Annotated in this window: 19 protein-coding genes; 16 read left to right on the top strand and 3 right to left on the bottom strand. The window is 63.8% G+C overall.

Annotated features, from left to right (window positions below; genetic code table 11):
* The first annotated feature begins 10 nt into the window (after positions 1-10).
* Positions 11-6967 (top strand): YDG domain-containing protein, encoded by a 6957-nt coding sequence (locus FFS37_RS15190; protein WP_137931758.1) that lies wholly within the window; start codon positions 11-13, stop codon positions 6965-6967.
* Positions 6968-7001: 34 nt separating this feature from the next.
* On the opposite strand, the gene lhgO is transcribed toward FFS37_RS15190, so the two are convergent.
* A complete protein-coding gene (gene lhgO / locus FFS37_RS15185; RefSeq protein ID WP_232375679.1) occupies positions 7002-8210 on the bottom strand; it encodes an L-2-hydroxyglutarate oxidase in 1209 nt (402 codons plus the stop codon).
* 26 nt (positions 8211-8236) lie between these two features.
* A complete protein-coding gene (locus tag FFS37_RS15180; RefSeq protein ID WP_137931756.1) occupies positions 8237-8965 on the bottom strand; it encodes an ABC transporter ATP-binding protein in 729 nt (242 codons plus the stop codon).
* 161 nt (positions 8966-9126) lie between these two features.
* Here FFS37_RS15180 and FFS37_RS15175 point away from each other — a divergent pair, with 161 nt between their 5' ends.
* The 11 genes from FFS37_RS15175 (at position 9127) to FFS37_RS15125 (ending at position 21421) form a co-directional block, all read left to right on the top strand.
* Complete coding sequence (locus FFS37_RS15175) at positions 9127-10323, top strand: ABC transporter substrate-binding protein (RefSeq protein WP_137931755.1); 1197 nt, start codon at positions 9127-9129, stop codon at positions 10321-10323.
* A gap of 94 nt (positions 10324-10417) precedes the next feature.
* The gene (locus FFS37_RS15170) at positions 10418-11188 is read left to right on the top strand and encodes an ABC transporter ATP-binding protein (RefSeq protein ID WP_137931754.1); all 771 of its coding nucleotides are present in this window, start codon (positions 10418-10420) and stop codon (positions 11186-11188) included.
* Positions 11189-11195: 7 nt separating this feature from the next.
* Positions 11196-12110, top strand: coding sequence for a branched-chain amino acid ABC transporter permease (locus FFS37_RS15165; RefSeq protein ID WP_137931753.1), 915 nt, complete (start codon positions 11196-11198; stop codon positions 12108-12110).
* Positions 12110-13171: a branched-chain amino acid ABC transporter permease gene (locus FFS37_RS15160; RefSeq protein WP_232375671.1), complete on the top strand. Its 1062-nt coding sequence runs from the start codon at positions 12110-12112 to the stop codon at positions 13169-13171. The genes FFS37_RS15165 and FFS37_RS15160 overlap by 1 nt, the downstream gene beginning before the upstream one ends.
* Positions 13164-13865, top strand: coding sequence for a GntR family transcriptional regulator (locus tag FFS37_RS15155; protein ID WP_137931752.1), 702 nt, complete (start codon positions 13164-13166; stop codon positions 13863-13865). Before FFS37_RS15160 ends, FFS37_RS15155 begins: the two co-directional genes overlap by 8 nt.
* Positions 13866-13891: 26 nt before the next feature.
* Entirely contained in the window at positions 13892-15922 is a 2031-nt protein-coding gene (locus FFS37_RS15150) for a hydantoinase/oxoprolinase family protein (RefSeq protein WP_137931751.1), read from the top strand.
* 11 nt (positions 15923-15933) lie between these two features.
* A complete protein-coding gene (locus tag FFS37_RS15145) occupies positions 15934-17631 on the top strand; it encodes a hydantoinase B/oxoprolinase family protein (protein WP_137931750.1) in 1698 nt (565 codons plus the stop codon).
* A gap of 4 nt (positions 17632-17635) precedes the next feature.
* Entirely contained in the window at positions 17636-17827 is a 192-nt protein-coding gene (locus tag FFS37_RS15140) for a hypothetical protein (RefSeq protein ID WP_137931749.1), read from the top strand.
* 96 nt (positions 17828-17923) lie between these two features.
* Positions 17924-19225, top strand: coding sequence for a 4-aminobutyrate--2-oxoglutarate transaminase (gene gabT, locus FFS37_RS15135; RefSeq protein WP_137931748.1), 1302 nt, complete (start codon positions 17924-17926; stop codon positions 19223-19225).
* Positions 19222-20685 carry an NAD-dependent succinate-semialdehyde dehydrogenase gene (locus FFS37_RS15130; RefSeq protein ID WP_137931747.1) on the top strand — a complete coding sequence of 488 codons (1464 nt, stop codon included), beginning with the start codon at positions 19222-19224 and terminating at the stop codon, positions 20683-20685. The genes gabT and FFS37_RS15130 overlap by 4 nt, the downstream gene beginning before the upstream one ends.
* A 46-nt stretch (positions 20686-20731) precedes the next feature.
* Entirely contained in the window at positions 20732-21421 is a 690-nt protein-coding gene (locus FFS37_RS15125) for an SDR family NAD(P)-dependent oxidoreductase (protein WP_137931746.1), read from the top strand.
* A 16-nt stretch (positions 21422-21437) separates the two neighbouring features.
* On the opposite strand, the gene FFS37_RS15120 is transcribed toward FFS37_RS15125, so the two are convergent.
* The gene (locus tag FFS37_RS15120; protein WP_137931745.1) at positions 21438-21689 is read right to left on the bottom strand and encodes a hypothetical protein; all 252 of its coding nucleotides are present in this window, start codon (positions 21687-21689) and stop codon (positions 21438-21440) included.
* A 156-nt stretch (positions 21690-21845) separates the two neighbouring features.
* Between FFS37_RS15120 and FFS37_RS15115 the strand changes: the two genes are divergently transcribed.
* The 4 genes from FFS37_RS15115 (at position 21846) to FFS37_RS15100 (ending at position 26608) form a co-directional block, all read left to right on the top strand.
* The gene (locus FFS37_RS15115) at positions 21846-22817 is read left to right on the top strand and encodes a sugar ABC transporter substrate-binding protein (RefSeq protein ID WP_137931744.1); all 972 of its coding nucleotides are present in this window, start codon (positions 21846-21848) and stop codon (positions 22815-22817) included.
* 203 nt (positions 22818-23020) lie between these two features.
* Entirely contained in the window at positions 23021-24520 is a 1500-nt protein-coding gene (locus tag FFS37_RS15110) for a sugar ABC transporter ATP-binding protein (RefSeq protein ID WP_137931743.1), read from the top strand.
* A complete protein-coding gene (locus FFS37_RS15105) occupies positions 24517-25533 on the top strand; it encodes an ABC transporter permease (protein WP_137931742.1) in 1017 nt (338 codons plus the stop codon). The genes FFS37_RS15110 and FFS37_RS15105 overlap by 4 nt, the downstream gene beginning before the upstream one ends.
* A 73-nt stretch (positions 25534-25606) precedes the next feature.
* On the top strand, positions 25607-26608 hold the full coding sequence (locus FFS37_RS15100; RefSeq protein ID WP_137931741.1) for a LacI family DNA-binding transcriptional regulator: 1002 nt from the start codon (positions 25607-25609) through the stop codon (positions 26606-26608).
* Positions 26609-26652: the final 44 nt, after the last annotated feature.

Genomic DNA, 26652 nt, shown 5'->3' with positions numbered 1-26652 from the left:
GGCCTCCGTCATGCTCATTTTGCAAAATCTCGGATTGAATACACATCGGGCAAGACTGGTCGCGCTGCTCGCCTCGACGGCGGTGGTCGCCGTCAATTCGGCGTTCGCGCAATCATTGCCGACCAACGGTCAGGTCACGGCCGGGAGCGCGTCGATTGGCGCGCAGTCGAACGGCTCGATGACAATTACCCAGACCAGCAACAGCGCCGTCATCAACTGGCAGAGTTTCAATATCGGCCAGGGCAACAGCGTTACGTTCGTCCAGCCGGACGCATCGTCCGCCGTTCTCAACCGCGTCACCGGCACGACCACGACGACCATCGCGGGCCAGCTCAACGCCAACGGTCAGGTCTATCTCATAAACCCCAACGGTATTGCCATCACATCGACGGGCACTGTCGACACCGGCGCATTCGTGGCCTCGACGCTCGGGATCTCCGACGATGATTTCATGGCTGGCAAGCGCACTTTCACCGGCAAGGGGGCGTCGGCGGCGGTAACCAATGCGGGGGCAATCACCATCGACCGTGGCGGCTACATGGCACTCATCGGCGGCTCCGTCGACAATACTGGGACCATCACCGTTCCGATGGGCAAGGTGGCGCTGAGTTCGGGTGAGCAGGCAACGCTCGACCTTTCAGGCGACGGTTTCATGCAGATCGCGATACCGACCAAGGCTCCAGGCAAAAAGGCGCTTGTCAGCAACAGCGGCAGGATTTCGGCCGATGGCGGCATGGTTCAGCTGACGGCGGCGGCTGCCCGCGACATGGCACGCCAAGCGGTCAACATGTCTGGCACGATAGAGGCCAAGACCGTGGGCGGCAGGAGCGGCGACATCATCCTCGGTGGCTCGGACGGCGAGGTCGCGGTCTCCGGCAAGCTCGACGCCTCCAGCCGCAAGGGCGCGGGCGGCAGGATCACCGTCACGGGACGCAACATCAAACTGAAGGGCGCCAGGATAGATGCCTCCGGTGAGACCGGCGGCGGCAGTGTCAAGATCGGCGGCGGCCGGCAAGGCAAGGGTACCCTCCAGCGCGCCAAGACACTGAGCGTGGATGCGACCAGCGTGATCAAGGCCGACGCAAACTCGGTCGGCAATGGCGGCGATGTCGTGCTGTGGTCCGACGATCTCACCAGCTTCGCCGGCATGATCTCGGCAAAGGGCGGTTCCGTCTCCGGCAACGGTGGCGAGGCGGAGGTTTCGGGCAGCGCGTTGTTGTCGTATAGCGGCTTCACGGACCTGACGGCGGCACACGGCTCCTTCGGCAATCTGCTGCTCGATCCCTACAACGTCACGATCTCCACGGGCACGGCAAACAACGCGGCCGGTTTTACCGCTACCGGAAATGACAGCGTCATCAATGCCGCGACGCTGCAGTCCGCGCTCTCAGGCGCGAACGTTACCGTCTCCACCGGCGCACCCGGCAGCCAGGCCGGCAACATCACGGTTGCCGCGCCGCTTTCATGGAGCGCGCCGACCACCCTGTCGCTCAACGCCGCGGGCGCGATCGCCATCAATGCCCCGATCAGCCTTGGCGGGGTGGCTGGAGCGGGCCTGAACCTCAACGCCACCACCGGGCTCGCCATAAATGCGCCGATCACGGTGAAGGGCGCGGGCGCTGTCGCTCTGACCTACAATCCGTCTTCGTCCGCAAACCTTTCCTTCGGCCTCGCCGACAACGGCTTCGCCGGCAGCTTGACGTATCGCGACGCAAGCGGAAATGCCTTGTCGACGGCGCCAGGCAACCAGGGCCTGACGATCAACGGCAACGCCTACACGCTGGTCTATTCGATGGCGGATCTCGATGCCATCGACGGGGTCAGCGCGGTCACCGGCGCCAGCGTCACGGCCTATGGACCGGGCCTGGCCGGCAAGTACGCCCTAGCCGGCAACCTCAACGCCGCCGGCACAACCTACACGGCCGGCGTCATCGCGGGCGGAACCACGCAAGGGAACACGCAAGGAGATCCTTATCCGGCTGCTTTTTCGGGCGTCCTGGAGGGCTTGGGCCATACAGTGAGCAATCTGACCATCGCCGATGCGGGCAACAATTACGTCGGCCTCATCGGCTATACAACCGGCGCGGTGCAAAATATCGGCCTTGCCGGTGGCAGCGTGGCTGGCAGGCGCTTCGTCGGCGGGCTGGCGGGAAACAACGCCGGCACGATCACGCAATCCTACTCCAGCGTCTCGATCGCAAGTCTGGTCCTTAGCCAGGGCGCCGGCGGGCTCGTCGGATACAACGACACGACCGGCACGATCACCCGGTCGTATGCGACAGGCGCGGTCACCGGCAAGAACTCGTTCGGCGGCCTGGTCGGACAAAATAATGGTTCGATCAGCCAGTCCTACGCCACGGGCGCCCTCACTGGCGCGACCACTGGCCTGGGTGACAGCTACAATGGCGGCGGATTGGTCGGATACAATAACGGTTCGATCACCCAGTCCTACGCCACCGGCGCCGTCTCTTCGACCGCGTATGGCTACAATTACGGCGGTCTCGTGGGGTTCAATGCCACTTTCGCGGGCACGGGGACGATTACGCAGTCCTACGCCACCGGCAGGATATCGGCCACGGGCGGCAACTACTATGGCGGGCTGGTCGGATCCATGCAATCCGGCACGATCAGCAACAGCTACTGGGATACGCTGACCTCGGGCAGGTCGAACGGAGTCGGCCTCTATAGTTCTGGCACCATCGGCGCGACCGGCCTGACCACGGCCCAGATGCAGGATTTGTCGAGCTTTTCCTCCACCTATGCAGGCTGGGATTTCAACGGCGTCTGGGCGCCGCCCAACAGGGTTGGGCAGAACAACAATTCGGCAACCGCCTATTACCCGCAGCTCTATGCGCTGAGCCGCGTCGTCAGCGTCGCGCCGAGCCCGGCCACGACCGTCTACGGCGATGGCGCCCCAACCCTCCTGGCTCAATATTACGGATTGCGTGCCGGTGACTTCATAACGTCGCAGGCAACCCTTGGCGCCATCCTTACCACGACGCCGGTCGGCACCTATACGGTGTCTGCCAGCGGCGCGAGCGCGTCGAACGCGGCGTATCGCTTCGTATACCTCCCCGGCCAGGTCACCGTGACGCCGCGGCCGCTGTCGCTGTCCGGCAGCCGGATATACAACGGCTCGAACGGCCTGGATGCGTCGATCTTCACGCTCTCCAATCTCGCCAATGGCGAGACGCTGACACTGTCGGGCACGGGCACGATGGCCGACAAGAATGCCGGCTCCGGCAAATCGGTCTCGCTTGGGACATTGGCTCTCGGAAATGGCAACGGCGGCGCGGCGTCAAACTATACGCTGTCCGGTGGCACCTACACGGTCGATGTCGCCAAGGCCACCCTGACGCTCACGGGCGTCACGGCCAACAACAAGGTCTATGATGGCACCACGGCGGTAACCATCAGCAACGGCGGAAGCCTGTCGGGCGTATTCTTTAACGATGCGGTCTCGTTCAATTCTTCGGGTGCCAGCTTCGCCGACAGGAACGCCGGGACGGCAAAGACGGTCAATATCTGTGGGCTGACATTGTCAGGCGCGGATGCGGGGAACTACACCATCGCCTCGACCGCGACGACCACGGCCGACATCGCAAAGGCCAGTCTGACGCTCACAGGCATCACCGCCGACAACAAGGTCTATGACGGCACCACGGCGGTAACCATCAGCAACGGCGGAAGCCTGTCGGGCGTATTCTTTAACGATGCGGTCTCGTTCAGCTCTTCGGGCGCCAGCTTCGCCGACAAGAACGCGGGCGCGGCCAAGACAGTCAACGTCGTCGGCCTGACGCTGTCGGGCACCGATTCCGGTAACTACACGATTGCGTCTTCGGTCACGACGACGGCCGAGATCGCCAGAGCCCAGATCACCTCGATCACCGGCATCACCGCCAACAACAAGACCTATGACGGCACGTCGAGTGCGACGCTCAACCTCGGTCAGGCAGTCCTGGGCGGTGTGTTCGCCAACGACAACCTTTCAGTCGGCAGTGCAAGCGGCGCGTTCTCCGATAAGAACGCCGGCACCGGCAAGACGGTGACAATCTCTGGCATTACGTTAGGGGGCGCCGATGCCGGAAACTACACGGTCTCGTTAGAGGCAAGCACCGTGGCCGACATCGCCAGGGCGCAGATTATCTCCATCAGCGGCATCACCGCCAACAACAGAACCTATGATGGAACGAGGGCTGCGACGCTGGACACATCCGGCGCAAGCTTTACCGGCATGGTGGATAACGACATCCTGACCGTCGGCAATGCCACCGGCGCCTTCATCGACAAGAATGCGGGGGCGGGCAAGACGGTCAACATCGGCGGTCTTACCCTGTCGGGCGCGGATGCGGCCAACTATACGCTGGTCTCCACAACCGCCATCACGACGGCCGACATCGCCAAAGCTGTGATCTCGTCGGTAGATGGCGTGGCCGCCGCCAACAAGACATATGACGGCACGACGAATGCAACGCTGCTTACGGGTGGCGCGATCTTCAACGGAATGGTTTCGAATGACGTCCTGACAGTCGGTAGTGCCACTGGTGCCTTCACCGACAAGAACGCGGCTTCCGGCAAAACCGTCAACATTTCAGGCCTGGCCCTCGGCGGTACCGATGCCGGCAACTATACGCTGGCCAACGGCACGGCGGCCACCAGCGCAGACATTGCGAAGGCGCAGATTACGGCCATCACCGGCATAGTTGCAGGCAACAAGACTTATGATAGCACGACCGTCGCGACGCTCGATACATCCGGCGCAAGCTTTGCCGGCATGGTCGAGAACGACATCCTGACCGTCGGCAACGCCACCGGCGCCTTCACCGACAAGAATGCGGGGACGGGCAAGACGGTCAACATCGGCGGTCTTACACTGTCCGGCGCCGATGCAAGCAACTATACGCTGGTCGCCACCACAGCCACGGCCACGGCCGATATCGCCAAGGCGCAGATCATCGCCATCACCGGCATCACGGCCGGCAACAGGGTTTATGACGGCACGACGATGGCTGCGCTGAGCGTCGATGGCGCGGAGTTCGAGGGAATTGTCCTCGGCGACAACCTGACCGTCGGCAGTTCGAGCGGCGCCTTTGCCGACAAGAACGCGGGGGCAGGCAAGACCGTCAACATCTCAGGCCTGAGCCTCGGCGGCACCGATGCCGGGAACTATACGCTGGCCTCTACGACCGCGACGGCCACCGCCGACATCGCCAGGGCGCAGATCACCTCGATCGCGGGCATTACCGCCTATAGCCGGATCTATGACGGTACGTCGAATGCGACGCTCGATGCATCCAACGCGCACTTTGTCGGCAAGGTCGATAACGACGACCTGACTGTGGGCAACGCCACCGGCTCTTTCAGCGACAAGAATGCCGCCACGGGCAAAACCGTAAGCATCGCCGATCTGGCGCTGTCCGGCGCGGACGCTGCGAACTACACGCTGGCCTCCACAACCGCCACGACGTTTGCAGACATCGCGAAAGCACAGATCACGGCCGTCAGCGGCATCACCGCCAGTGGCAAGACCTATGACGGAACGAGAACTGCTACGCTCGACACGTCCGGCGCAAGCTTTGCCGGCATGGTCGAGAACGACGTCCTGACGGTGGGCGGTGCCACAGGCGCCTTCACCGACAAGAACGCGGGGACGGGCAAGACGGTCAATATCGGTGACCTCACGCTGTCCGGCGCGGATGCCAGCAACTATACGCTGGCCTCGACCACGGCCACGACGACGGCCGATATCGCCAAGGCGGTGATTTCCTCGATAGATGGCATCGCGGCCTCCAACAGGACATATGACGGCACCACGAATGCGACGCTCCATACGGGCGGTGCGATCTTCAACGGAATCGTCGCCAACGACATCCTGACGGTGGCCGACGCTGCCGGCGCCTTCAGCGACAAGAATGTGGGAACGGCCAAGATGGTCAATATCTCAGGCCTGAGCCTCGGCGGCACCGATGCCGGCAACTATACGCTGGCCACCAGCACGGCGACGAGCAGCGCGGACATCACGACGGCAACCTTGACCCTTGCGGGCTTCACGGCAAGCAACAAGACCTATGACGGCACGACCGGCGCGCAGATCAGCAATGCAGGAAACTTGTCGGGCGTCTTTCTGGACGACGCTGTCTCGTTTGGTTACTCGGGCGCGAGTTTCGCGGACAAGGACGCCGGTTCCGGCAAGATCGTGACGCTGTCGGGCATCACATTGGCGGGAGCCGATGCAGGCAACTACACCATCGCCGCAACAGCGGCGACCACCGCCGATATCGCCAGGCGTGCGCTAACGGTCGAAGCGGATTCGCTTGCCAAGACGTATGGCGATGCTGTCCCGGCGCTGAGCTATTCCGTCAGCGGTCTCGTCGACGACGATGTCCTGGCCGGAGCCCTCACGACGGTGGCAGGTCAATATTCCGGGGTCGGTGCTTACGCCATCACCCAGGGAACACTCGGCAACGCGAACTACGCCATCTCCTTCGCCGGTGCCGAACTCACGGTGAATCCGCGTGATATCACGGTTACCGCGAGCCCCGTCAGCCGTGGCTTTGGCGCCGTCAATCCTCCGCTCGGCTGGACGGTCGGCGGCGCGGGCCTTGTCAACGGAGATACGCTCTCGGGAAGCCTCGCCACGACGGCAACCAATCTCAGTGCTCCCGGGAATTATGCTATCACGCAAGGCTCGCTCACGGCATCAGCCAACTACACCATGAGCTACGTCCCGAGTGTCCTCACCGTGGAACAGGCATTGACGCCGCCGCCCGGTACGTCGGCCAGCGCCATCGCGCCGACCTTCAATGTCGGCCGGTTCGGGCCCGCCAATGCCATGATCTCCGGGGCAACCGAATTGGCGGACGGCAGCCGCACTGTGATTGCCGACCCTCGTTTCGACGGAACGATGGTTTGTGCTGTCAGCGGTGACGCCACGACCTGCGTCCAAGGTCCGCAGACGATGCAGTAGGACGCCTTCCGTCAGCGTCGCGATCTGCCGTTCCTCAGTTCGCGGACATGGGGCGGCGTTCACCCGCCATGCGCCCCACGATCATCTCCGCGATCGGGATCGCCGACGTGGCGGCGGGCGAGGGGGCGTTGCAGACGTGCAGCATGCGCTCCGTCTGCGCGAACAGGAAATCGTGGATGAGGGCGCCGTCTTTGCGCACGGCTTGCGCGCGGATGCCTGCTTCGTGGGGAAGCAGGTCGGCGAGGTCGAGGCTCGGGCAGTATTTCCGGCACTCCTCCAGATAGCCTGGCTTCCAGAGCGAGTTGCGCAGCTCCGTCACCGCCGATCCGCGGTTGGCGAATACGGTTTTCCAGAAGCCGGGAAACAACGCGTAGTCGGCTACATCGGAAACATTGAACGAAAGCCGTGGATAACCCTCGCGGGCAAAGCCGATCACCGCATTCGGCCCGACCGTGACGCTGCCGTCGATCATCCGTGTCAGGTGTACGCCCAGGAAGGGCAGGGCGGGATCCGGAACGGGATAGATCAGGTGGCGGACGATGTCGTTCTTGGACGCGGGAAGGCGATAGTATTCGCCGCGGAAGGGAACGATGCGATGCTCGATCGAAAGCCCGGCAAGCACGGCCAGCCGGTCCGATTGGAGACCGCCGCAGACCACGAGTTTCCTTGCCTGCCAGTTTTCGCCGGCGGCCGCGATATCGACGCAATCGACGGCTTCGCGAATGCCGGTGACACGCGTCGACAGGCGGATTTCGCCGCCGAGCGCCCTGATGCTGCGACCCATGGCCTGGCAGACGTCGGCATAGCTGACGATGCCGGTCGAGGGCACGAAAAGCGCGCCAAGACCGCTGATGTTCGGTTCCCGTTCCTTCAACTCGCCCTGGCTGACGCGGCGGACATCGATCGTGTTCTGCTTCGAGCGTTCGTGGAGCGCCTCCATGCGTTGCATTTCGAGTGCGGAGGTGGCGACGAGCAGTTTGCCGCAGACATCGAAGCGGATGCCGTTCTCCTGACAGAAGGCCTTGGTGGCCTCCGCGCCCTTGCGGCAGAGCTCGGCCTTCAGGCTGCCCGGCGGGTAGTAGATGCCGGCATGGATGACGCCGCTGTTGTGGCCGGTCTGGTGCTTGCCGAGAGCCCCTTCCTTCTCCAGCAGGATCAGGCTGGAGCCGGGATAGGTTTGAAGCAGCCGCATGGCCGTCGCCAGGCCGACGATGCCGCCGCCGATGACGCAATAGTCGAAAATCATATGTCCTGCCCTTGTCTGCCTGACTATGCGTGCGCCGTCTGACGGTCGCCATAGCCGAAATAGGCCTCTTCCAGCGCATGGCCGTCCGCAAGCTCGCTTGCCGAGCCCTCGAGCGCGACATGGCCGTTGCGCAGCACGTAGATGCGCGAGGCAAGGTCGAGAATGCGGGCGGTGGACTGTTCGACCACGAGCAGGGTCAGTCCGCCGGCGTTGAGCTGGCGGAGGCTTTCGTAGACCTGGTCGATCACCAGCGGCGCGAGGCCGAGCGACGGTTCATCGATCATCATCAGCGACGGGCGCTGCAGGATGGCGCGGGCAATGGCGAGTTGCTGCTGCTCGCCGCCGGAAAGATGGCCGGCGACGCCGCGGTAGCGGTTCCTGAGGACCGGAAAGGTTTCCAGAACGCGCTCCAGATCGGCGGCCGCTTCGGCCTTGTCCTTGCGGATCATGCCGCCGAGCAGAAGGTTCTCCTGCACCGTCAGCGTGCGGAAGATGCTGCGGCCTTCCGGCACCAGTGCCAGACCTTTCCGGCAAAGCTTCTCCGGCGCCTGTCCGAGAATCGACTGGCCATTGAAGGCAAGAGTGCCGCCCGTCGGCGTCATCAGCCCGGAAATCGACTTCAGAAGCGTGGATTTGCCGGCGCCGTTGGGGCCGACGACGAAAATGATCTCGCCCTTCCGGACCTCAAGATCGACCGATTTCAGGGCAGCAAGCCGGCCATAGCCGGCGGTGAGGCCGCGGATCTCAAGCATGTCGTTCCCCTTTGGCGGTCTGTGGGCGCCGATAGAACTCGGAACTGCCCGCCGCATTTTTGCCGTTGACAAAAAAAATCTAACCCGCATTCTGTCTTCTGTCCACAGAGGACTATGTGCAAATAATTGAGGCGGTGCACACACCGCCAAGGGGAACGACGATGAAATCTTTTGCTGTGGCCGCTTCGGCCGCAATCGCCCTCCTGTTGCCTTCGACCGGCGTGCGCGCCGAGGAACCGATCAAGATCGGCTTCGCCATCGCTGAATCAGGCTGGCTTTCGAACTACGACAGCGCGCCTTTCAAGGCGGCGGTCATGAAGATCGAGGAGATCAACAAGGCCGGCGGCCTGCTCGGCCGCCAGATCGAATATTCCGTCATGGACACCAAGACAGACCAGGCTCGCGCGGCGACCGTCGGCGCGCAGCTCGTCGATGGTGGCGTCGACATGCTGGTCGTCTCCTGCGATTACGATTTTGGCGCGCCGTCGGCGCTCGCGGCCAAGCAGGCCGGCAAGATCGCCTTCAGCTTGTGCGCCGCCGATCCGAAGATGGGCGTGCAGGGCGTTGGTTCGCTCACCTTCACCGCCAATAGCGCGGCGCAGTCGGAAGGCATCGCCATTGCCGAGTATGCCCAGAAGAAGATGAACCTGAAGTCGGTCTACGTGCTCGAGGACCTGACGATCGAATACAACAAGTCGGCTTGCGCCGGCTTCCGCGCGGCATGGGCCGCGGGTGGAGGTCAGGAAACGATCCTCGGCAACGACACCTTCAAGAACGACGACCCGTCGATCGCCTCGCAGATCACCCGCCTCAAGGGGCTTGCCAAGCAGCCGGAAGCGGTCTTCGTCTGCTCGTTCACGCCGGGTGGGGCTTCGGCCGTGCGCCAGCTGCGCGCCGCCGGCATCGACCTGCCGATCCTCGCCAACACCGCGATGGTCGACAATTACTGGCTCAACGCCGTACCAGGCCTGAAGGATTTCTACCTGCCCGCCTTTATGTCGCTTTACGGCGATGATCCGCGGCCGGAAATGGCCAAGTTCCTTGAAAGCCACAAGGCGCGTTACGGCGAGCCGCCGGTCTCGTCCTACGCGGTGCTGGGCTACAGCCTCATCGAACAGTGGGCTTATGCGGTCGAGCAGGCCAAGACGACTGAATCCGAAGCCGTGGTCGGCGTCATGAACAGCTTCAAAGACCAGCCGTTCACCGCCGGGCCGACCTCGTTTACCGACCAGCTGCATATTCAGGTCGACCGTCCCTGGCTGATCATGAAGGTCGAGAACGGCTCCTTCCATGCTGTCGAGGTCTACCGCAACTCGTTCAAGCCTGACATGAAGCTGCTGTTCCGCGTCGGCCAGTAACCGACCACGATCCGCCGGCCGCACGGTGGTGCGGCTGGCGGAACCAATCTCCTGGAAGATTCACAGCCGAGCTCAAGGACAGGTCTCGCCCGATATGTCACGCCCATCAAAAAGATCGGGATCGAAAGAACGGCTGGAAGCCCGCGGAGTTGCCGTCGCCTTTGGCGGTATCCGGGCGCTCAGCGGCGTCGACCTCGAAGTCAGGCGTGGCGAAATCCTCGGCCTCATCGGTCCGAATGGCGCCGGCAAGACCACCATGGTCAATGTGCTGAGCGGCTTCCAGCGGCCGACGAGCGGCAGTATCCGGCTTGACGGCATCGACGTCTCGCGGCTGACCGCCCGCAAGATCGCCCAGGCCGGCATCGGCCGCAGCTTCCAGGCCGCGCGGCTGTTTAGGACGATGACGGTGGAGCAGAACCTCTCGGTTGCCGCGATCGGCAGTGGGCAATCTCGTCGCGACGCCCGGGAGCGGGCGCTCGACATCCTCGACTGGATGGGCCTCGCGGCGAAGGCCGATCACCGTTGCGACAGCCTCTCCTATGGCGACGAAAGGCGTGTCGGCATTGCCCGGGCGCTCGCCTTGCAGCCGTCCTTCGCGCTGCTCGACGAGCCGGCCTCCGGCATGAACGACGCGGAGTGCGAGGCGCTTATGGAGGTCATCGCCGAGTTACCGGCCCGCTTCGGCTGCGGCGTGCTGCTGATCGAACACAATATGAAGGTGATCATGGGGGTGTGCCAGCGCATCCACGTGCTCGATGGCGGACAGAGCCTCGCCGAAGGCTCGCCGCAGGATATCCGGATGAACCCAGCCGTCCGCCGCGCCTATCTGGGCGAAAAGGCTGCCGACAGCACCCTCGCGATCTAGGACCGCCATGGCCAACATCGTTCAAGTTCTCGTCGATGCCATCGCGCTGGGCAGCCTCTATGCCCTTGTCGCGCTGGCGATCGGCCTCGTCTTCGGCGTCATGCGGCTCGTCAATTTCGCGCAGGCCGATTACATCACCATCGGCGCTTATGCGCTGGTCGTGCCGACGGCGAGCGTCACGCCGCCGCTGCTGCTCGGTGCTCTTCCCGCCGCCGTCATGATCGGCGGCGTGCTGCTGGTGGTTGTCGTGCTGGCGCTTCTGACGGAGCGCGTCGCCTTCCGGCCGCTGCGCAATTCCAACCCGTCCACGCTGCTCATCTCCTCCTTCGCCGTCAGCTATTTCCTGCAGAACCTGGTCATGCTCATCCATACGGGCCGACCCAAATCGGTCGGGATCGGGCAGAGCCTCGCAAATGCGGTGGAGATCGGCGGCGTGCGCGTTCCGGGCGTACAGCTCCTGACTATGGTCGTCACCGCCGGCCTGCTCGTCGCGCTGGTTCTCTTCCTCAAGAGGACCCCGCTGGGCGTCCAGATGCGGGCGGCCGCCGAGAACTTCCAGATGGCCCGCCTGCTCGGCATGCCGGCGAACCGTGTCATCGCACTCGCTTTCGCCATTTCGGGCCTGCTCAGCGGTGCCGTCTCCCTGCTGCTCACGATCCAGACGGGCACGCTCGACCTGCGCATGGGCCTGATGCCCGTCGTCTACGGTTTCTTCGCCACCGTCATCGGCGGCATGGGCTCGCTGCCGGGGGCGGCGCTCGGCGGGTTCCTCGTGGGTGTCGCCAGCGTCCTCCTGCAGACCTACCTGCCGGCCGATCTGCGCCCCTTCCGCGATGCCGGTGTGTTCACGCTCGTCATCCTGATCCTCCTCGTGCGCCCGCAAGGCCTGATCGTCACCAGCGCCGCGAAGGAGCGTGTGTAATGAAGAGCAATGCCATGCCGTCCCTTGCCTCGATCGGCCGCTTCTGGCTGCCGGTGCTGGCGCTTGTCGTGCCGCTTGTGCTCATCGTCGTGGTCACCGGCCAGTTCGGCGGTCTGTCCCTGCAGCGCACGGTCGTCGAAATGCTGATCAGCATCGTCATCGTCGTCGGGCTTTACGTCTTCGTCGGCAATTCCGGCATCATTTCCTTCGGGCATGCCACCTTCATGGCGATCGCCGCCTATGGCTCGGCCTGGCAGACGTGCTGCGAGATGCTGAAGCCGATCACCATGTCCGGCCTGCCGCATTTCCTGCGCGACCAGAGCATCCCGCTGCTGCCGTCCGCCATCGTCTCGGTGCTGCTCGCTGGCGCCGCTGCCTTCCTCACCGGCCTCGTCATCATGCGGCTCACGGGCCTTGCGGCATCGATCGCCACGCTAGCCGTGCTCTTCATCCTGAACGTGGTCTATTCCAACTGGGACAGCGTTACGATGGGCTCCGCCTCGATCGTCGGCCTGCCGACCTATGTGACGGCCTGGCTGGCGCTGGGCTGCGCCGTTCTGGCGATCGTCGTCGCCTATCTCTACCAGATTTCAGCCTTCGGCCTTGCCATCCGCGCGACGCGGGAAGACGAGGTCGCGGCCGCCGCGTCGGGCATCTCGCTCTACTGGTCGCGGCTCATTGCCTTCACGCTCTCGGGCTTCCTGGTCGGCCTCGGCGGCGTGCTGCAGGCCCATTACCTCGGCACCGTGTCGATCAACAACTTCTTCCTGGGCTTCACCTTCCTGGCGCTCGCCATGCTCATCGTCGGCGGCATGGGAAGCCTTGCCGGCGCGGTGGTCGGCGTCGTCGTCATCACGGCGATGGTCGACATCTTCCGCCGTCTCGAAGGCGGAATCTCGATCGGCGGCCAGCAATGGTCGCTGCCGGCGGGCACGCAGGAACTTATCATCGCGGCCTTTATGCTGTTGATACTGGTCTTCCGCAAAGACGGGATCATGGCAGGGCGAGAAATAGCCCTGCCGCAGCAGCCACAGCGCGAGAAGGGGCTCATCAATGGCTAACAATCTCTTCAACACGGACGAGCCGATCGGCATCATCGACCACCGGATGCTGTCCGATCAGGTTTCGACGTTCCTCGTGCGCGAACTGATCTTCGGCCGGCTCCAGCCCGGCCAGCGCATCAACGAAGCGGAACTGGCCCGCCAGCTCGGGATCAGCCGCAACCCCATCCGCGAGGCGATCCGCCGGCTGGAGGAGCGCGGCCTGCTCGTCGCGGTTCCCCGCAAGGGCACCTTCGTCCGCACCTTCCTGCACAGCGATATCGACGAGATCTTCTCCTTCCGCGTCGTCGTGGAACGTTTCGCGATGGAACAGGCGCTGCCGCAGATGAAGGATGCCGACATCGACCGGATTGCCGGGTTCGTCGACGCCATGGTCGCGGCTGCCAATGCCAATGACGAGATCGCGCTGGTCGAAAACGACCTCGCCTTCCACCTCGAAATCTGCCGGCTCTCGAAAAACCGCCAGACGCTGCACGCCTTCACCAACATCCAGGCCGAAGTGCAGATGCTGATCACCATGGCGGAACGCCAGTTCGAGAGCCAGATGGCGGCGGCCGTCGACCACTGGCCGGTGGTCGAGGCACTGCGCACCCGCAATCTCGAAAAGGCGATGGATGCCATCCGCGATCACATCCGCGACTCCTGGCGCCACCTGCTTGAAGCTTACGACCGGGAAAAACCCCGCTCGTCCTGATCCTATCCATGAGAAACGAGGACATAATGCCTGACAGGAAAATCATCGGCATCGACATCGGGGGAACGTTTACCGACTTCGTTTCCTACGATGCGGCGAGCGGCACCATCGAAAACTGGAAGAACCTGACGACACCTTCCGAACCGATCGAAGGCGTGCTGCAGGGGCTTGCGCAGGTGGACGATGTCGCAAGCGTCGACAAGATCCGTCTTGGCACCACGATCGCCACAAACGCGTTGCTGACGAGGCGTGGCGCGAAAGTCGCCTATGTCACCACCACCGGTTTTCGCGATGTTCCCTTTATCCAGCGCGGCGATCGCCGCAGCCACTACGACATAACCTGGATCAAGACCAAGCCGCTGATGAAACGTGCCGACACCTATGAGATCGGCGGGCGTTTCAGCGCCAAGGGCGAACTTGTCACGGCGCTGGATGAGGCGGCCGTGCGCGAGCTGGCCGCAACCATCAAGGCCGACGGCACGATCGAGGCGATCGCCGTCTGCACGCTGTTTTCCTACATCGATCCGAGCCACGAGCAGCGCATTCGTGACATCCTGGCGGAAGAACTGCCCGGCATGCCGATCTCGATCTCCTACGAGGTGCTGCCGAAGTGGAAGGAATACGACCGCGCCTCGACCACGATTGCCGACGCCTATCTGAAGCCCATCGTCTCCGACAATTTCCACCGCATGCAGAAGCGCCTCGATGGCATAGGCATCGGGGACAGGATCGGCGTGATCAAGTCGAATGGCGGTGAATCGACCCTGAAGGGGGCCGCCGAGGCGCCGGTGCAGATGACGCTCTCCGGCCCGACCGGTGCGGTCGTCGCCACCCGCGTCCTCTCGGAACTCACCGGCATCAAGAACCTCGTCACCTTCGATATGGGCGGAACCTCGACCGATTGCTCCACCGTCGTGGACGGCATGGAGCATGTGACGACGAGTTTCGAGATCGAATGGGGCCTGCCGATCCAGATCCCGATGATCGACATCCACACGATCGGCGCCGGCGGCGGCTCCATTGCCTGGATCGATAAGGGCGGCATGTTGCGCATGGGTCCGCAATCGGCCGGTGCGGCACCAGGGCCTGCCTGCTACGGCCGTGGCGGCGAGAATGCCACGGTGACGGACGCCAATGTCGTGCTCGGCCGCATCAACCCCGACTATTTCCTCGGGGGCAAGATGAAGCTCGACGCCGAGGCGGCGCATCGCGCGGTCAAGAGGATCGCCGACCAGCTCAACCTCGAGGTCGACGCGGCTGCCTTCGCCATGGTGCAGATCGCCAACAACAACATGCTTGGCGCGCTGCGGGCCGTTCTCCTCCAGCGCGGCCTCGACCCGCGCGACTTCTCGCTGGTCGCGTCGGGTGGCGCGGGGCCGGTGCATATCTGCGACCTGATGGATATTTCGGGTATTCCGCAGGGCATCGTGCCGAACTATCCCGGCCAGTTCTCCGCCTTCGGCTTCATCATGACCGATGCGCGCGTCGACCGGCATCGCACGGTGCAGCAGATCTCGAAATACTTCGACGGCGCCCGCGCCACCGCGGCGATGACGGAACTGGTGGATGGTGCCATCGCCGAACTGGTCTCGCAGGGCTACCAGCAGAAGGTGGAGGTCTACCGCTCCATCGAGGCCCGCTACTTCGGCCAGAACCACGAGCTGGAACTGAGCTTCCCGGCCAACCAGTTCACCGAGGAGAGCATAGCGAGCCTCTGGGAGCGCTTCCACGAGGAGCATCAGAACCGCTTCGGCTTCTCCATTCCGGGGGAGACCATCGAGACCGTCAATCTCAAGGTCGTCGCCGTCGCCATCTCGGAGAAGCCGACGATGCGGGAGCTCGAAAAGGGCGAGGGCACGCCGGCGTCCTCGGGCAGCCGCAAGGTGCGCTTCGAGGACGGCTGGCACGAGGTGAAGACCTACGACCGCGGCACGTTCAAGCAGGGGCAGACCGTCGCCGGCCCCGCCATCGTGGAGGAAAGCGCCTCCGTCACCATTTTGCAGCCGAAACAGACGCTTCGTGTCGACCGGCTCGGCAATCTGATCATTTCGGCCTGAGGAGTACCATCATGGACTTCGTTACGATGAACATCCTGGAATCCAGCATGGTCTCGCTCTGCAAGGAGATGGGGATCGTGTTGATGAAGACGTCCTATTCGACGATCTTCAACGAAGCGCTCGACTTCACCTGCGGGCTTGCCGACATGAACGGCGACATGATCGCGGTCGCAGACTATTGCCCGGCGCAGATCGGCGGCATGCCGCTGCTGGTCAAATCCTGCCTCAAGGAAATCCCGATCGACGAGATCGAGGAGGGCGACGTCATCCTGCACAACGACCCCTATCGCGGGGGTCTGCACACGCCGGAGCACACCTTCTTCAAGCCGATCTTCGTCGACGGCGAGATCATGGGCTTTGCCGTCGCCATCGGCCATATCGCCGAAGTCGGCGGCATGGCGCCCGGCGGCTTCTGCGGCGAGGCGACGGAAATCTTCCAGGAAGGCCTGCGCATTCCGCCGGTCAAGATCAAGAAGCGCGGCAAGGACAATATCGAGGTCTGGAAGCTGCTTCTCGCCAACGTGCGCACGCCGCGCGTCAACTATGGCGATCTGCGCGCGCTCATCGCCGCCGTCGATCTCGGCGAAAAGCAGATGACGCAGATCTACCAGAAATACGGCAAGCAGAAAATCAAGGAGACGGTGAACGACCTGCTGCTCTATTCGGAGCGCCGCATGCGTGCCGAACTGGAGGCGATCCCGGACGGCATCTACGCCTTCTCCGACAAGATCGAGAGCGACGGCATCGACGCCGACCGCACTTACACGGTCGCCGTCGAGGTGCATAAGCGCGGCGGCGAGATCATCGTCGATTACAACGGTTCCTCGCCGCAGGCCTCCGGCCCGATCAACGCGACGCTCGGCGTTGCCACATCGGCGGCCTACAACGCCGTGCTGCACATGACCGACCCGACGATCCCGCGCAATTCCGGCTGCTTCCGGCCGATCCGCGTCATGGCGCCGCCCGGCACCATCGTCAACGTGGATTTTCCAGCGCCGGAAGTCGGCGGCAACACCGAAACCCATCCGCGCATCGTCGGCACGATCCTCGGCGCCATGGCCCCGGCGATCCCGAACCGGGTGATGGCGGCCGAGGGCGCCACCCACTGCAACTTCGTCTTCGGCGGCGTCGATGCCGACACAGGCGAATATTTCGCCTGCTACGACCTCGAAGCGGTCGGCTGGGGCGGCCGCGCCTTTGCCGATGGCAATGACGGCGTCGACTCGATCAACGGCAATTGCCGCATCACCCCGGTCGAAGTCTACGAGACGCGTTTCCCCTGGCGCATCGAAAGCCTCGCCTTCAACGTCGATGCTGGCGGTGCCGGCGAGTATCGTGGCGGCGTCGGCTATTCCAAGCAGATGCTGTGCCTCAACGACGAGATCATCTGCTCGCAGATGACCGACCGCCATTTGCTCGCCCCCTGGGGCCTGAACGGCGGCACGGAAGGCGGCGTCGGCGCGACGCTGGTCATGAAGAACGGCCGCCAGGACTGGCAGACGATGCGCGAGGCGTATGGCAAGGCCTCGACCAGCCGCTATTCCAACGTCTCGATCCGCCGCGGCGACCGCGTGCGGCTCGTCACCCCCGGCGGTGGTGGCTACGGCGAACCGGCAAAGCGCGATCCGGCGGCGGTCGCGGAGGATGTCCGCGAGGGCTACGTCTCGAAGGCTGCTGCGCAGAGACATTACGGCTACCAGGAGGCCTGAGACCATGAAGTTTTCGCTGAACGGGCTTTACATCGAAAGCTACACGAAATGCGCCAATTGCGGCGTGCTGATCTACGAGGCCTCGGCCGAGGATTCGGCCCGCAAGAAGGTGCATGAGGGGAGCATCTACTGCTCCAAGGAATGCGTCGACTGGAAGCTCGACCGGGACGCCCGCCGCGCCAAGGCCGCCATCTAGAGATTGATGCGCCGGCCTCGTCCTTCGCAGATGGGGCCGGTCACTTGAAGCGCCGCGATAGCGCTGCGCCATAACAAACTGTCCAAGGAGACATCCATGTCCACGAACGCTGCCTTCACGGCGCGGCGCGCCGCCGCTATTCCGGCCGGCCTGTCGAAACATCTCGACGTCTATATCGAGAAGGCGGAGAACGCCGAACTGTGGGACGTCGAAGGCAAGCGCTACATCGATTTCGCCGCCGGCATCGCCGTCAACAACACCGGCCATCGCCATCCGAAGGTGGTCGAGCGGGTGCGCAGCCAGCTCGACAAGGTCACCCACACCTCGTTCCAGACCACGCCCTATATCGATTATGTCGCGGTCTGCGAGAAGCTGAACGAACTGGTGCCCGGTGACTTCCCGAAAAAGACTTTTCTCGTCTCCACCGGCGCCGAGGCCGTGGAAAATGCCGCCAAGATTGCGCGCGCCGCAACCGGCCGCTCGGCCTTCGTCGCCTTCTCCGGGGGATTCCACGGCCGTACCCTGATGGCCATGACGCTGACCGGCAAGACTACCCCTTACAAGGCCGGCTTCGGTCCGCTGGTGCCCGACGTCTTCCATCTGCCGTTCCCGATCCCCTATCACGGCATTTCCGAACAGGAATCGCTGACCGCGCTCGACCGTTTCTTCCGCTCCGAGGTCGACCCGACGCGCGTCGCCGGCATTTTCGTCGAACCGGTGCAGGGTGAGGGCGGCTTCTACCCGGCGCCCGTCACCTTCCTGCGCACGCTGCGCGAGATTTGCGACAGGCACGGCATCCTGCTGATCGCCGACGAGATCCAGACCGGCTTCGCCCGCACGGGAAAAATGTTCGCCATGGAACATGCCGGCGTCGCCGCCGATATCGTGACCATGGCCAAGGGGCTTGGGGGTGGCTTTCCCATCGCCGCCGTCACCGGCCGCGCCGATATCATGGACAAGATCCCGATGGGCGGCGTCGGCTCCACCTTTGCCGGCAATCCGCTGTCCTGCGCGGCGTCGATCGCGGTGCTGGAGATCATCGAGGAGGAGAAGCTGATCGACCGCGCCAACGAGGTCGGCCGCCGGCTGAAGGCGGTCTTCGAGGGCTGGCAGGAGGGCAACGAGTTTTCCTGCATCGGCGAGGTGCGCGGCCTTGGCGCCATGGTGGCGATCGAATTCGTGCGTGACCGCGAGACGCGCCAGCCCTGGCCGGAACTGGTCAAAGCCATCACGCACACCGCCGCCGAAAAAGGCCTGCTGCTGCTCTCCTGCGGCGTGCACGGCAATGTCGTGCGCGTGCTGACGCCGCTGACCATTCCCTTCGACCATCTCGACGAGGGCGTCGCCATCCTCAAGGACAGCCTGCGGGCGGCGCTGGAAAAGGTGGAGAACACATGATGACGCCAGCGCTGCTTCACGACCAGGCTTTCATCGACGGCGCCTGGGTCGGGGCGGACACCGGCGCGACCTTCGAGGTTCGCAATCCGGCGACAGGCGCGGTTCTCGCCCGCGTCGCCGATCTTGCAGCCGCCGATGTCGAGCGGGCGATCCTGGCGGCCGAGCGCGCGCAGGGGGACTGGCGCCAACGACCGGCCAAGGAACGCGCCAAGCTGCTGCGCGCCTGGTTCGACCTCATCACCGCCCATACGGAAGATCTCGCCCAACTGATCACGGCCGAGCAGGGCAAGCCACTTTATGAGGCACGTGGCGAGGTGGCCTTCGGCGCCTCCTTCGTCGACTGGTTCTCGGAGGAGGCGAAGCGCGTCTATGGCGACGTTATTCCCTCGGCCGGTCGCGACCGGCGTTTTGTCGTGTTGAAACAGCCGATCGGTGTCTGTGCCGCCATCACGCCCTGGAATTTTCCATTGGCGATGATCACCCGAAAAGCAGCGGCGGCACTTGCCGCCGGCTGCACCATGGTCGTCAAGCCTTCCGAGGAGACGCCGCTGACGGCGCTCGCCATGGCTGAGCTCGCCCGGCGGGCCGGCATTCCCGCCGGCGTTCTCAACATCGTGCCGTCGAAGGATGCCGCCGGCATCGGGCGCCTGCTTTGCGAGCATCCGGTGATCAGGAAACTCTCCTTCACCGGTTCGACAGCCGTCGGCAAGCTCCTGATGCGGCAATGCGCCGATACGCTCAAAAAGCTGTCGCTGGAACTCGGCGGCAATGCGCCGTTCATCGTCTTCGACGACGCCGATCTCGATCTCGCCGTCGCCGGCGCCATCGCCTCGAAATTCCGCAATTCCGGCCAGACCTGCGTCTGCACGAACCGCATCTATGTGCAGGACGGCATCCATGCCGCCTTCGTGGCAAAGCTGACCGAGCAGGTCGCTGGCCTGAAAGTCGGCGACGGCGGCGCGCCGGAGGTGGTGCAGGGCCCGCTCATCAACGCGAAGGCCGTGGCCAAGGTGGCGGAGCTCATCGCCGACGCCGTGGATCGCGGCGCGCGCGTCGAGACCGGCGGCAAGCCGCATGCGCTCGGCGGCACCTGGTTCGAACCGACCGTGCTGAGCGGAATGCAGGCACCGATGCGGCTGGCACGGGAAGAAGCCTTCGGTCCGATCGCGCCGGTCTTTCGCTTCAAGGACGAAGCGGAAGTCATCCGCCTCGCCAACGACACGCGCTACGGCCTGATGGCCTATTTCTACGCCCGTGACGTCAACCGCATCTGGCACGTCCTCGAAGAGTTGCAGTTCGGCATGGTCGGCATCAACGAAGGCCTGATCTCCACCGAGCTTGCGCCTTTCGGCGGCATCAAGGAAAGCGGTTTTGGCCGCGAAGGCTCCAAATACGGCATCGAGGAATATGTAGAGCTCAAATATGCCTGCTTCGGCGGATTGAAAGTGGGTCAAGCATGACCCCTGTTGGTCGCCAGGCCGGAGCAGGCCGCTGAAAGGGACTGGGATGCCGGATCGGAAAGTCGCCCTCGTCGTCGGCGCCTCGCGAGGCCTGGGTCTCGGGCTGGTTCAGGCCTTCGTGTCGCGGGGATGGGAGGCGATCGCGACCGTGCGCGACGCGCATGGCCGCGACGCCCTGGAGACCCTTGCCGGCAATGGGCTGGTTTCCATCGAGCACCTGGACATCAACAGACCGGAAGACATCACCGCCCTTCGCAAGCGGCTCTCTGCGCGCGTGCTCGATGTTCTGTTCGTCAATGCCGGCGTTTCCATCGACCCTTCCATCGCCGCGGAAGACGTCGCGACACAGGACTTCGTGGACGTCATGGTCACGAACGCGCTTTCCCCGCTGCGCGTCATGGGAGCGCTCCACGATCTGGTCGGTCCGGAAGGCGTCGTGGCGGCGATGTCTTCGGGCATGGGCAGCGTCAGCGACAATGCCGGCGGCGGATGGGAGATCTATCGCGCCAGCAAGGCTGCCCTCAATCAGATGATGAAAAGTTTCGCGATCCGCAAAGGAGACGGGCGAACCTATATCGCCATGTCGCCGGGATGGGTACGCACGGAGATGGGTGGCGAGGGGGCGCCGCTGGACGTAGAGACGAGCGCCAGCGGAATTGCCGAGACATTGATTGCCCGTTCGGGCGCCCGTGGCATTCATTTCGTCGATTTCGGCAACCGACCCCTAGCCTGGTAGGCCTCCAGCTCAATTCTTATGCGTCATTGCGCGGTGCCGATCCGGGCTGCTTTGTCCGTTCCATCAGGCGTGACACCACCGCCCGCGTATAGCGGCCACCGCCGTAATGGTCTTCTCTCGCCGGCCCCGACAAATCGCTTTCGAACTGTTCCACGAACTCTTCGGCCATGGTGCGGGTCAGTGCATCCTTGTTGGAGACATGATGCAGTCTGCCGCCCTTGCCGACCCCGGTCTGGTCGGCCACCTCATCGAAGGTGCGCGACTGCATCCTTTCTTGATGATGATGCCCTCCGTCGCCGCCAGTATGCGTTCGCATGCCGGGTCAGTCCTCACATCGACCTTGACATCTCCGGAAGCTCGGCTCTAGCTTGTGGCGTAATCGGTTACGTAACCGATTACGGATCAAACAAAGTGGAGGAGAAACATGAGCAAGGGTTCAAACGCGTCCGGTCTCGGTCTAGGCCGCTTCTCGCGTCGTCAGTTCCTCAAGACCAGCGCGTTGGCCGCGGGCGCGCTGGCGCTGCCGCTCGGTCCCGTCCTGGCCGCCGACAAGCCGAAGGTCGGGCTGGTCATGAAGTCGCTCGCAAACGAGTTCTTCAAGCAGATGCAGGCCGGCGCCGAAGACTATGCCGCCAAGAACAAGGACAAGTTCGATTTCGCCGCCGTCGGCATGAAGGATGAGCGCGACTTCGCGTCCCAGGTCGACGCGATCGAGAACTTCATCACCCAGAACTATAACATCATCGTCGTTGCCCCGGCCGATTCGAAGGCCATGGTGACGCCGATCGCCAAGGCGCTGAAGGCCGGCATCAAGATCATCAACATCGACGTCTCGCTCGACGACGAAGCCAAGAAGAAGGCCGGCATCGATCTCGCCTTCTTCGGTCCCGACAACCGCGCCGGCGCCAAGCTCTCCGGCGACGCACTCGGCAAGGCGCTGGGCAAGGGCGGCAAGGTCGTCATCCTGGAAGGCAATCCCGAGGCCGACAACGCCAAGGAGCGCAAGCTCGGCTTCGACGACGCGGTCAAGGAAAACGGCCTCGACCTGCTCGATTCCAAGACCGCGCATTGGGAGACCGAGGAAGCCAACACGCTGATGACCAACTTCCTCACCCAGCATCCCGATATCCAGGGTGTGATGGCGGCCAACGACTCCATGGCGCTCGGCGTCGTCAAGGCGATCGACGCGGCCGGCAAGTCCGGCCAGATCAAGGTCGTCGGCTTCGACAACATCCCCGCTGTCGGCAAGCTGCTGAAGGAAGGCAAGATGCTGGCCACCGTCGAGCAGTATGGCGCGCAGATGGCCGCCATGGGCATCGACTACGGGCTGCGCGAACTCGCCGGCGAGAAGTTCACCGGCTGGGTCAAGACCGACATCAAGCTGATCACCGCTTGAGGCAAGCGCGGGCGCCAGTACTCCCTCTGGCGCTATCCGTTCGCCTTTGTCGTCACCGCCGCCGGCAGTTCCGGCGGCGGTGACGATGCGCCGACGCCGCTATCGAGGGCTCTAACTATTTGTTTTTACGCGATTCCGGACGGAAAGCCGCTACGCGCTTTTCCTGGAATTGCTTGAGAGCGCGGTTTAGGATTCTTCTGCTCATGGATGCGATTCTCTCCCTTGAAGGGGTTGGAAAGATCTTTCCCGGCGCCGTCGCGCTCAGCGACGTCTCGCTCTCGATCGCGCGTGGCGAGACCCACATCATCCTGGGCGAAAACGGCGCCGGCAAGTCGACGCTGATCAAGCTGCTCGCCGGCATCTACCAGCCGGACTCCGGATCGATCGCCTTCAACGGTCAGCCCTACCAGCCGAAGACGCCGCATGACGCGCAGCTCTCCGGCATCCGCATCGTGCACCAGGAGCTGAACCTGCTGCCGTATCTGAGCATCGCCGAGAATCTGATGCTGGAAAACCTGCCGCGGCGTGCCTTCGGCATCGTCGACGGCAAGGCGCTCAACAGTCGCGCCGTGGCGCTGTTGAAGGAGGTCGGGCTCGACATCGATCCCAGGACCCGCGTCGAAGCGCTCGGCGTGGCACAGATGCAGCTGGTCGAAATCGCCAAGGCGCTGAGCTACGACTCGAAACTCCTGGTGCTGGACGAGCCGACGGCGACGCTGACGCCCCCCGAGATCGAACGGCTGTTTTCCATCATCAAGCGCCTCAAGGCCAGGGGCGTCACCATCATCTACATCTCGCACCGGCTGCATGAGGTGTTCGAGATCGGCGACAGGGTGACGGTGCTTCGCAACGGCAGGCTGGTCTCGACCCGCGATCTGCAGGGTCTCACCGTGCCTGATCTTGTGCGCATGATGATCGGCCGCGACATCGCGGACGAATACGGTTTCGATGCTTCCATCATGCAGGGTGAGGTCGCGCTCCGCGTCACCAATCTCAAACGGGATGCCGCCACACCAGCCATTTCCTTCAATGTGCGCCATGGCGAGATACTGGGCGTCGCCGGGCTTGTCGGCAGCGGCCGCACGGAAGCCATGCGCGCATTGTTCGGCGCCGATCCGAAGCTCGATGGCCTTGTCGAGATTGGCGGCAAGCCGGTGGCGATCGCCGCGCCCAAGGACGCGGTGCGGCATGGGCTGAGCCTGCTTACCGAGGACCGCAAGGGGCAGGGCCTGCTGCTCGACATGCCGGTGGACAAGAACATCACCATCACCGATCTCGGCAAGGTCTCGCGCAACGGGTTGATCCGTCGCCGGGCGGAGGCTGCCGCGGCCAACGACCTGGTCGGGCAGTTGCGCGTCAAGGCAGGCTCGATCGAGCAGGCGGTGCGCAATCTCTCCGGCGGCAACCAGCAGAAGGTGGTGTTGGCCAAATGGCTGTTCCGCGGCACCTCGACGCTGATCCTCGACGAGCCGACGCGCGGCGTCGACATCGGCGCGCGCCGCGAGATCTACCAGTTGCTGTGGATGCTGGCGGCAGCGCAGAAGGGCATCATCATGGTCTCGTCCGACCTGCCCGAACTGATGGGCATGTGCCATCGCATCATCGTCTTTTCCAGGAACAAGATCGTCGGCGAAGTGCCGCGCGCCGCGTTCGACCAGGAACACATCCTGTCGCTCGCCTATCAGGAGTATGTGCGACCATGAGCGAGACGTCCCAACCCGTCGCGGCGGCGCCCGTTTCACCGGCAAGGGCCAAATTGCTGCGCTTTCTGGTGCGCGATGCCGGAGTGCTGCTGGCGCTGGTGCTGATCACCTTGTTCTTCTCGCTCACCGCGCCTTATTTCGCCACCTCGGGTAATGCGCTGAAGATCTTCGTGCAGATCGCCATCAACACGGTGCTCGCCGCGGGCATGACCTTCGTCATCCTCACCGGCGGCATCGACCTTTCGGTCGGTTCGGTGCTGGCGCTCTGCACGGTCGTCGGTGCTACGGTCATGATCGACGAAAGCCTCTCACCCGCCGTCGCCATCACACTGGCGCTGCTGGCCTGCATGGCGACCGGTGCGGTCTGCGGCTTCCTCAATGGCTGGATCTCGACGCGCTGGAAGATCCCCTCCTTCATCGTCACGCTCGGCATGCTGAACATGGCCGCGGGCGCTGCCCGCGTCGTCAGCGACAATTCGACCATCACCGGCCTGCCACAGAGCTTCGTCGATTTCGGCAACCTCATCATCGGCGGCTTCCTGCCTTCGATCTTCCTGGTCGCGGTGTTGGTGATCGCGGCCGGCTGGTTCGTGCTGCGCTTCACCGTCTTCGGCCGCATGATCTTCGCCGTCGGCACCAATGACGAGGCGGTGCGCCTCTCCGGCCACAATCCGGATTTCTACAAGGTCGCCGCCTTCACCATCAGCGGGCTGACCGCCGGCATCGCGGCCATGGTGTATCTCCTGCGCCTGAACATCGGCAGCCCGATCGCCGGCGTCGGCTACGAGCTCAACGCGATCGCCGCCGTCATCATCGGCGGCACCTCCTTGAGCGGCGGCAAGGGCTCGATCATCGGCACGCTGGTCGGCGCCTGCATCCTTCAGGTGCTCTCGACCGGGCTGCAACTGCTTGGCGTGGGCGACAATTTTAAACCGATCGTGATCGGTCTTGTCATTGTGCTTGCCGTCATCCTAGACGCATACCGCGAGAGGCTGTTGCGCAGAATCCGCTAAGAACGATTCCAGGAAGTGGATAGCGGCTTTCCATCTGGAGTCTGGAAGATCTAGCCGCCGGGGACAAAGGGTCATGACGACGATTGCCGATGTCGCGCGCTATGCCGGTGTATCCGTCGCCACCGTTTCGCATGTGATGAACCGCACGCGCCACGTCGAGCCGGAGACCGCCGAGCGCGTGCGTTCGGCGATCGCCGCATTGCGCTACAACCCGAACTCCCTGGCGCGAAGCCTGCGGCGGGGAGAGACCAAGACCATCGGCCTGCTCGTGCCCGACAACGCCAATCCCTTTTTCGCCAGCGTGGCGCGCCAGATCGAGGATGCGGGGTTCGTCGCCGGCTACACGGTGATCCTGTGCAACTCCGACGGCAGCGCCGAAAAGGAGGAGCGCTACCTCCAGGTGCTGATGGCCAAGCAGATCGATGGGCTGATCTTTGCCGGCTCGTCCGACCATGCGCGCGTGTTCTCGAGCCTTTTGCCCAGCGTGCCGGCGGTGCTGCTCGACCGCGAGATCCATTCGGTCAATGTCGATTCGGTTCTGGTCGATCACGATCATGGCGGCTATCTCGCCGGGCGGTATCTGGTTGGCCTCGGTCACAAAAAATTCGGCGTCATCGGCGGGCCGCGGGATTCGAGCTCCAGCCCCGCCCGCCTGCAGGGTTTCGTTCGGGCGCTTCAGGAAGCGGGCCTCGATCTGCCTGCGTCGTCGGTGGTCGATTCCGACTATCATTTCGTCGGTGGCCGTGTCGCGATGGAACAGCTGATGGCGCAGGCGCCCGGCATCACCGCGCTCTTTGCCTGCAACGACCTGATGGCGATGGGCGCGCTCACGGTGCTGCGTGGCCGTGGGCTGCGCGTTCCAGATGAGATGTCGATCGTCGGTTTCGACGACATACCCTATGCCGTGACGACGTGGCCGCCTTTGACGACCATCGCGCAGCCGGTGGAGAAGATCGGCACACGCGCGGTCAGCCTGCTCATGCAGCGTCTCGGGGGGCCGGAAGCACCCTCGCGCCGCGAGATTCTGGCGCCTGCCCTTGTCGAACGGGAGAGCTGCGCGCCGGCGCGCAAATAGCGCCACGCAGGGGCTGAAATCCTTAACGCGATTTTTATCTCGCT

Origin of the sequence: Mesorhizobium comanense (genome assembly GCF_005503535.1) — a bacterium.
Classification (GTDB): Bacteria; Pseudomonadota; Alphaproteobacteria; order Rhizobiales; family Rhizobiaceae; genus Mesorhizobium; species Mesorhizobium comanense.
Note: the sequence above shows the minus strand (reverse complement) of the source record. Positions and strands in the feature narration are given on the sequence as shown.

Coding starts and splice junctions, on each gene's coding strand:
- FFS37_RS15190 (WP_137931758.1), top strand. CDS start 11: ATGCTCATTTTGCAAAATCTCGGATTGAATACACATCGGGCAAGACTG.
- FFS37_RS15180 (WP_137931756.1), bottom strand. CDS start 8,965: ATGCTTGAGATCCGCGGCCTCACCGCCGGCTATGGCCGGCTTGCTGCC.
- FFS37_RS15175 (WP_137931755.1), top strand. CDS start 9,127: ATGAAATCTTTTGCTGTGGCCGCTTCGGCCGCAATCGCCCTCCTGTTG.
- FFS37_RS15170 (WP_137931754.1), top strand. CDS start 10,418: ATGTCACGCCCATCAAAAAGATCGGGATCGAAAGAACGGCTGGAAGCC.
- FFS37_RS15165 (WP_137931753.1), top strand. CDS start 11,196: ATGGCCAACATCGTTCAAGTTCTCGTCGATGCCATCGCGCTGGGCAGC.
- FFS37_RS15160 (WP_232375671.1), top strand. CDS start 12,110: ATGAAGAGCAATGCCATGCCGTCCCTTGCCTCGATCGGCCGCTTCTGG.
- FFS37_RS15155 (WP_137931752.1), top strand. CDS start 13,164: ATGGCTAACAATCTCTTCAACACGGACGAGCCGATCGGCATCATCGAC.
- FFS37_RS15150 (WP_137931751.1), top strand. CDS start 13,892: ATGCCTGACAGGAAAATCATCGGCATCGACATCGGGGGAACGTTTACC.
- FFS37_RS15145 (WP_137931750.1), top strand. CDS start 15,934: ATGGACTTCGTTACGATGAACATCCTGGAATCCAGCATGGTCTCGCTC.
- FFS37_RS15140 (WP_137931749.1), top strand. CDS start 17,636: ATGAAGTTTTCGCTGAACGGGCTTTACATCGAAAGCTACACGAAATGC.
- gabT (WP_137931748.1), top strand. CDS start 17,924: ATGTCCACGAACGCTGCCTTCACGGCGCGGCGCGCCGCCGCTATTCCG.
- FFS37_RS15130 (WP_137931747.1), top strand. CDS start 19,222: ATGATGACGCCAGCGCTGCTTCACGACCAGGCTTTCATCGACGGCGCC.
- FFS37_RS15125 (WP_137931746.1), top strand. CDS start 20,732: ATGCCGGATCGGAAAGTCGCCCTCGTCGTCGGCGCCTCGCGAGGCCTG.
- FFS37_RS15120 (WP_137931745.1), bottom strand. CDS start 21,689: ATGCAGTCGCGCACCTTCGATGAGGTGGCCGACCAGACCGGGGTCGGC.
- FFS37_RS15115 (WP_137931744.1), top strand. CDS start 21,846: ATGAGCAAGGGTTCAAACGCGTCCGGTCTCGGTCTAGGCCGCTTCTCG.
- FFS37_RS15110 (WP_137931743.1), top strand. CDS start 23,021: ATGGATGCGATTCTCTCCCTTGAAGGGGTTGGAAAGATCTTTCCCGGC.
- FFS37_RS15105 (WP_137931742.1), top strand. CDS start 24,517: ATGAGCGAGACGTCCCAACCCGTCGCGGCGGCGCCCGTTTCACCGGCA.
- FFS37_RS15100 (WP_137931741.1), top strand. CDS start 25,607: ATGACGACGATTGCCGATGTCGCGCGCTATGCCGGTGTATCCGTCGCC.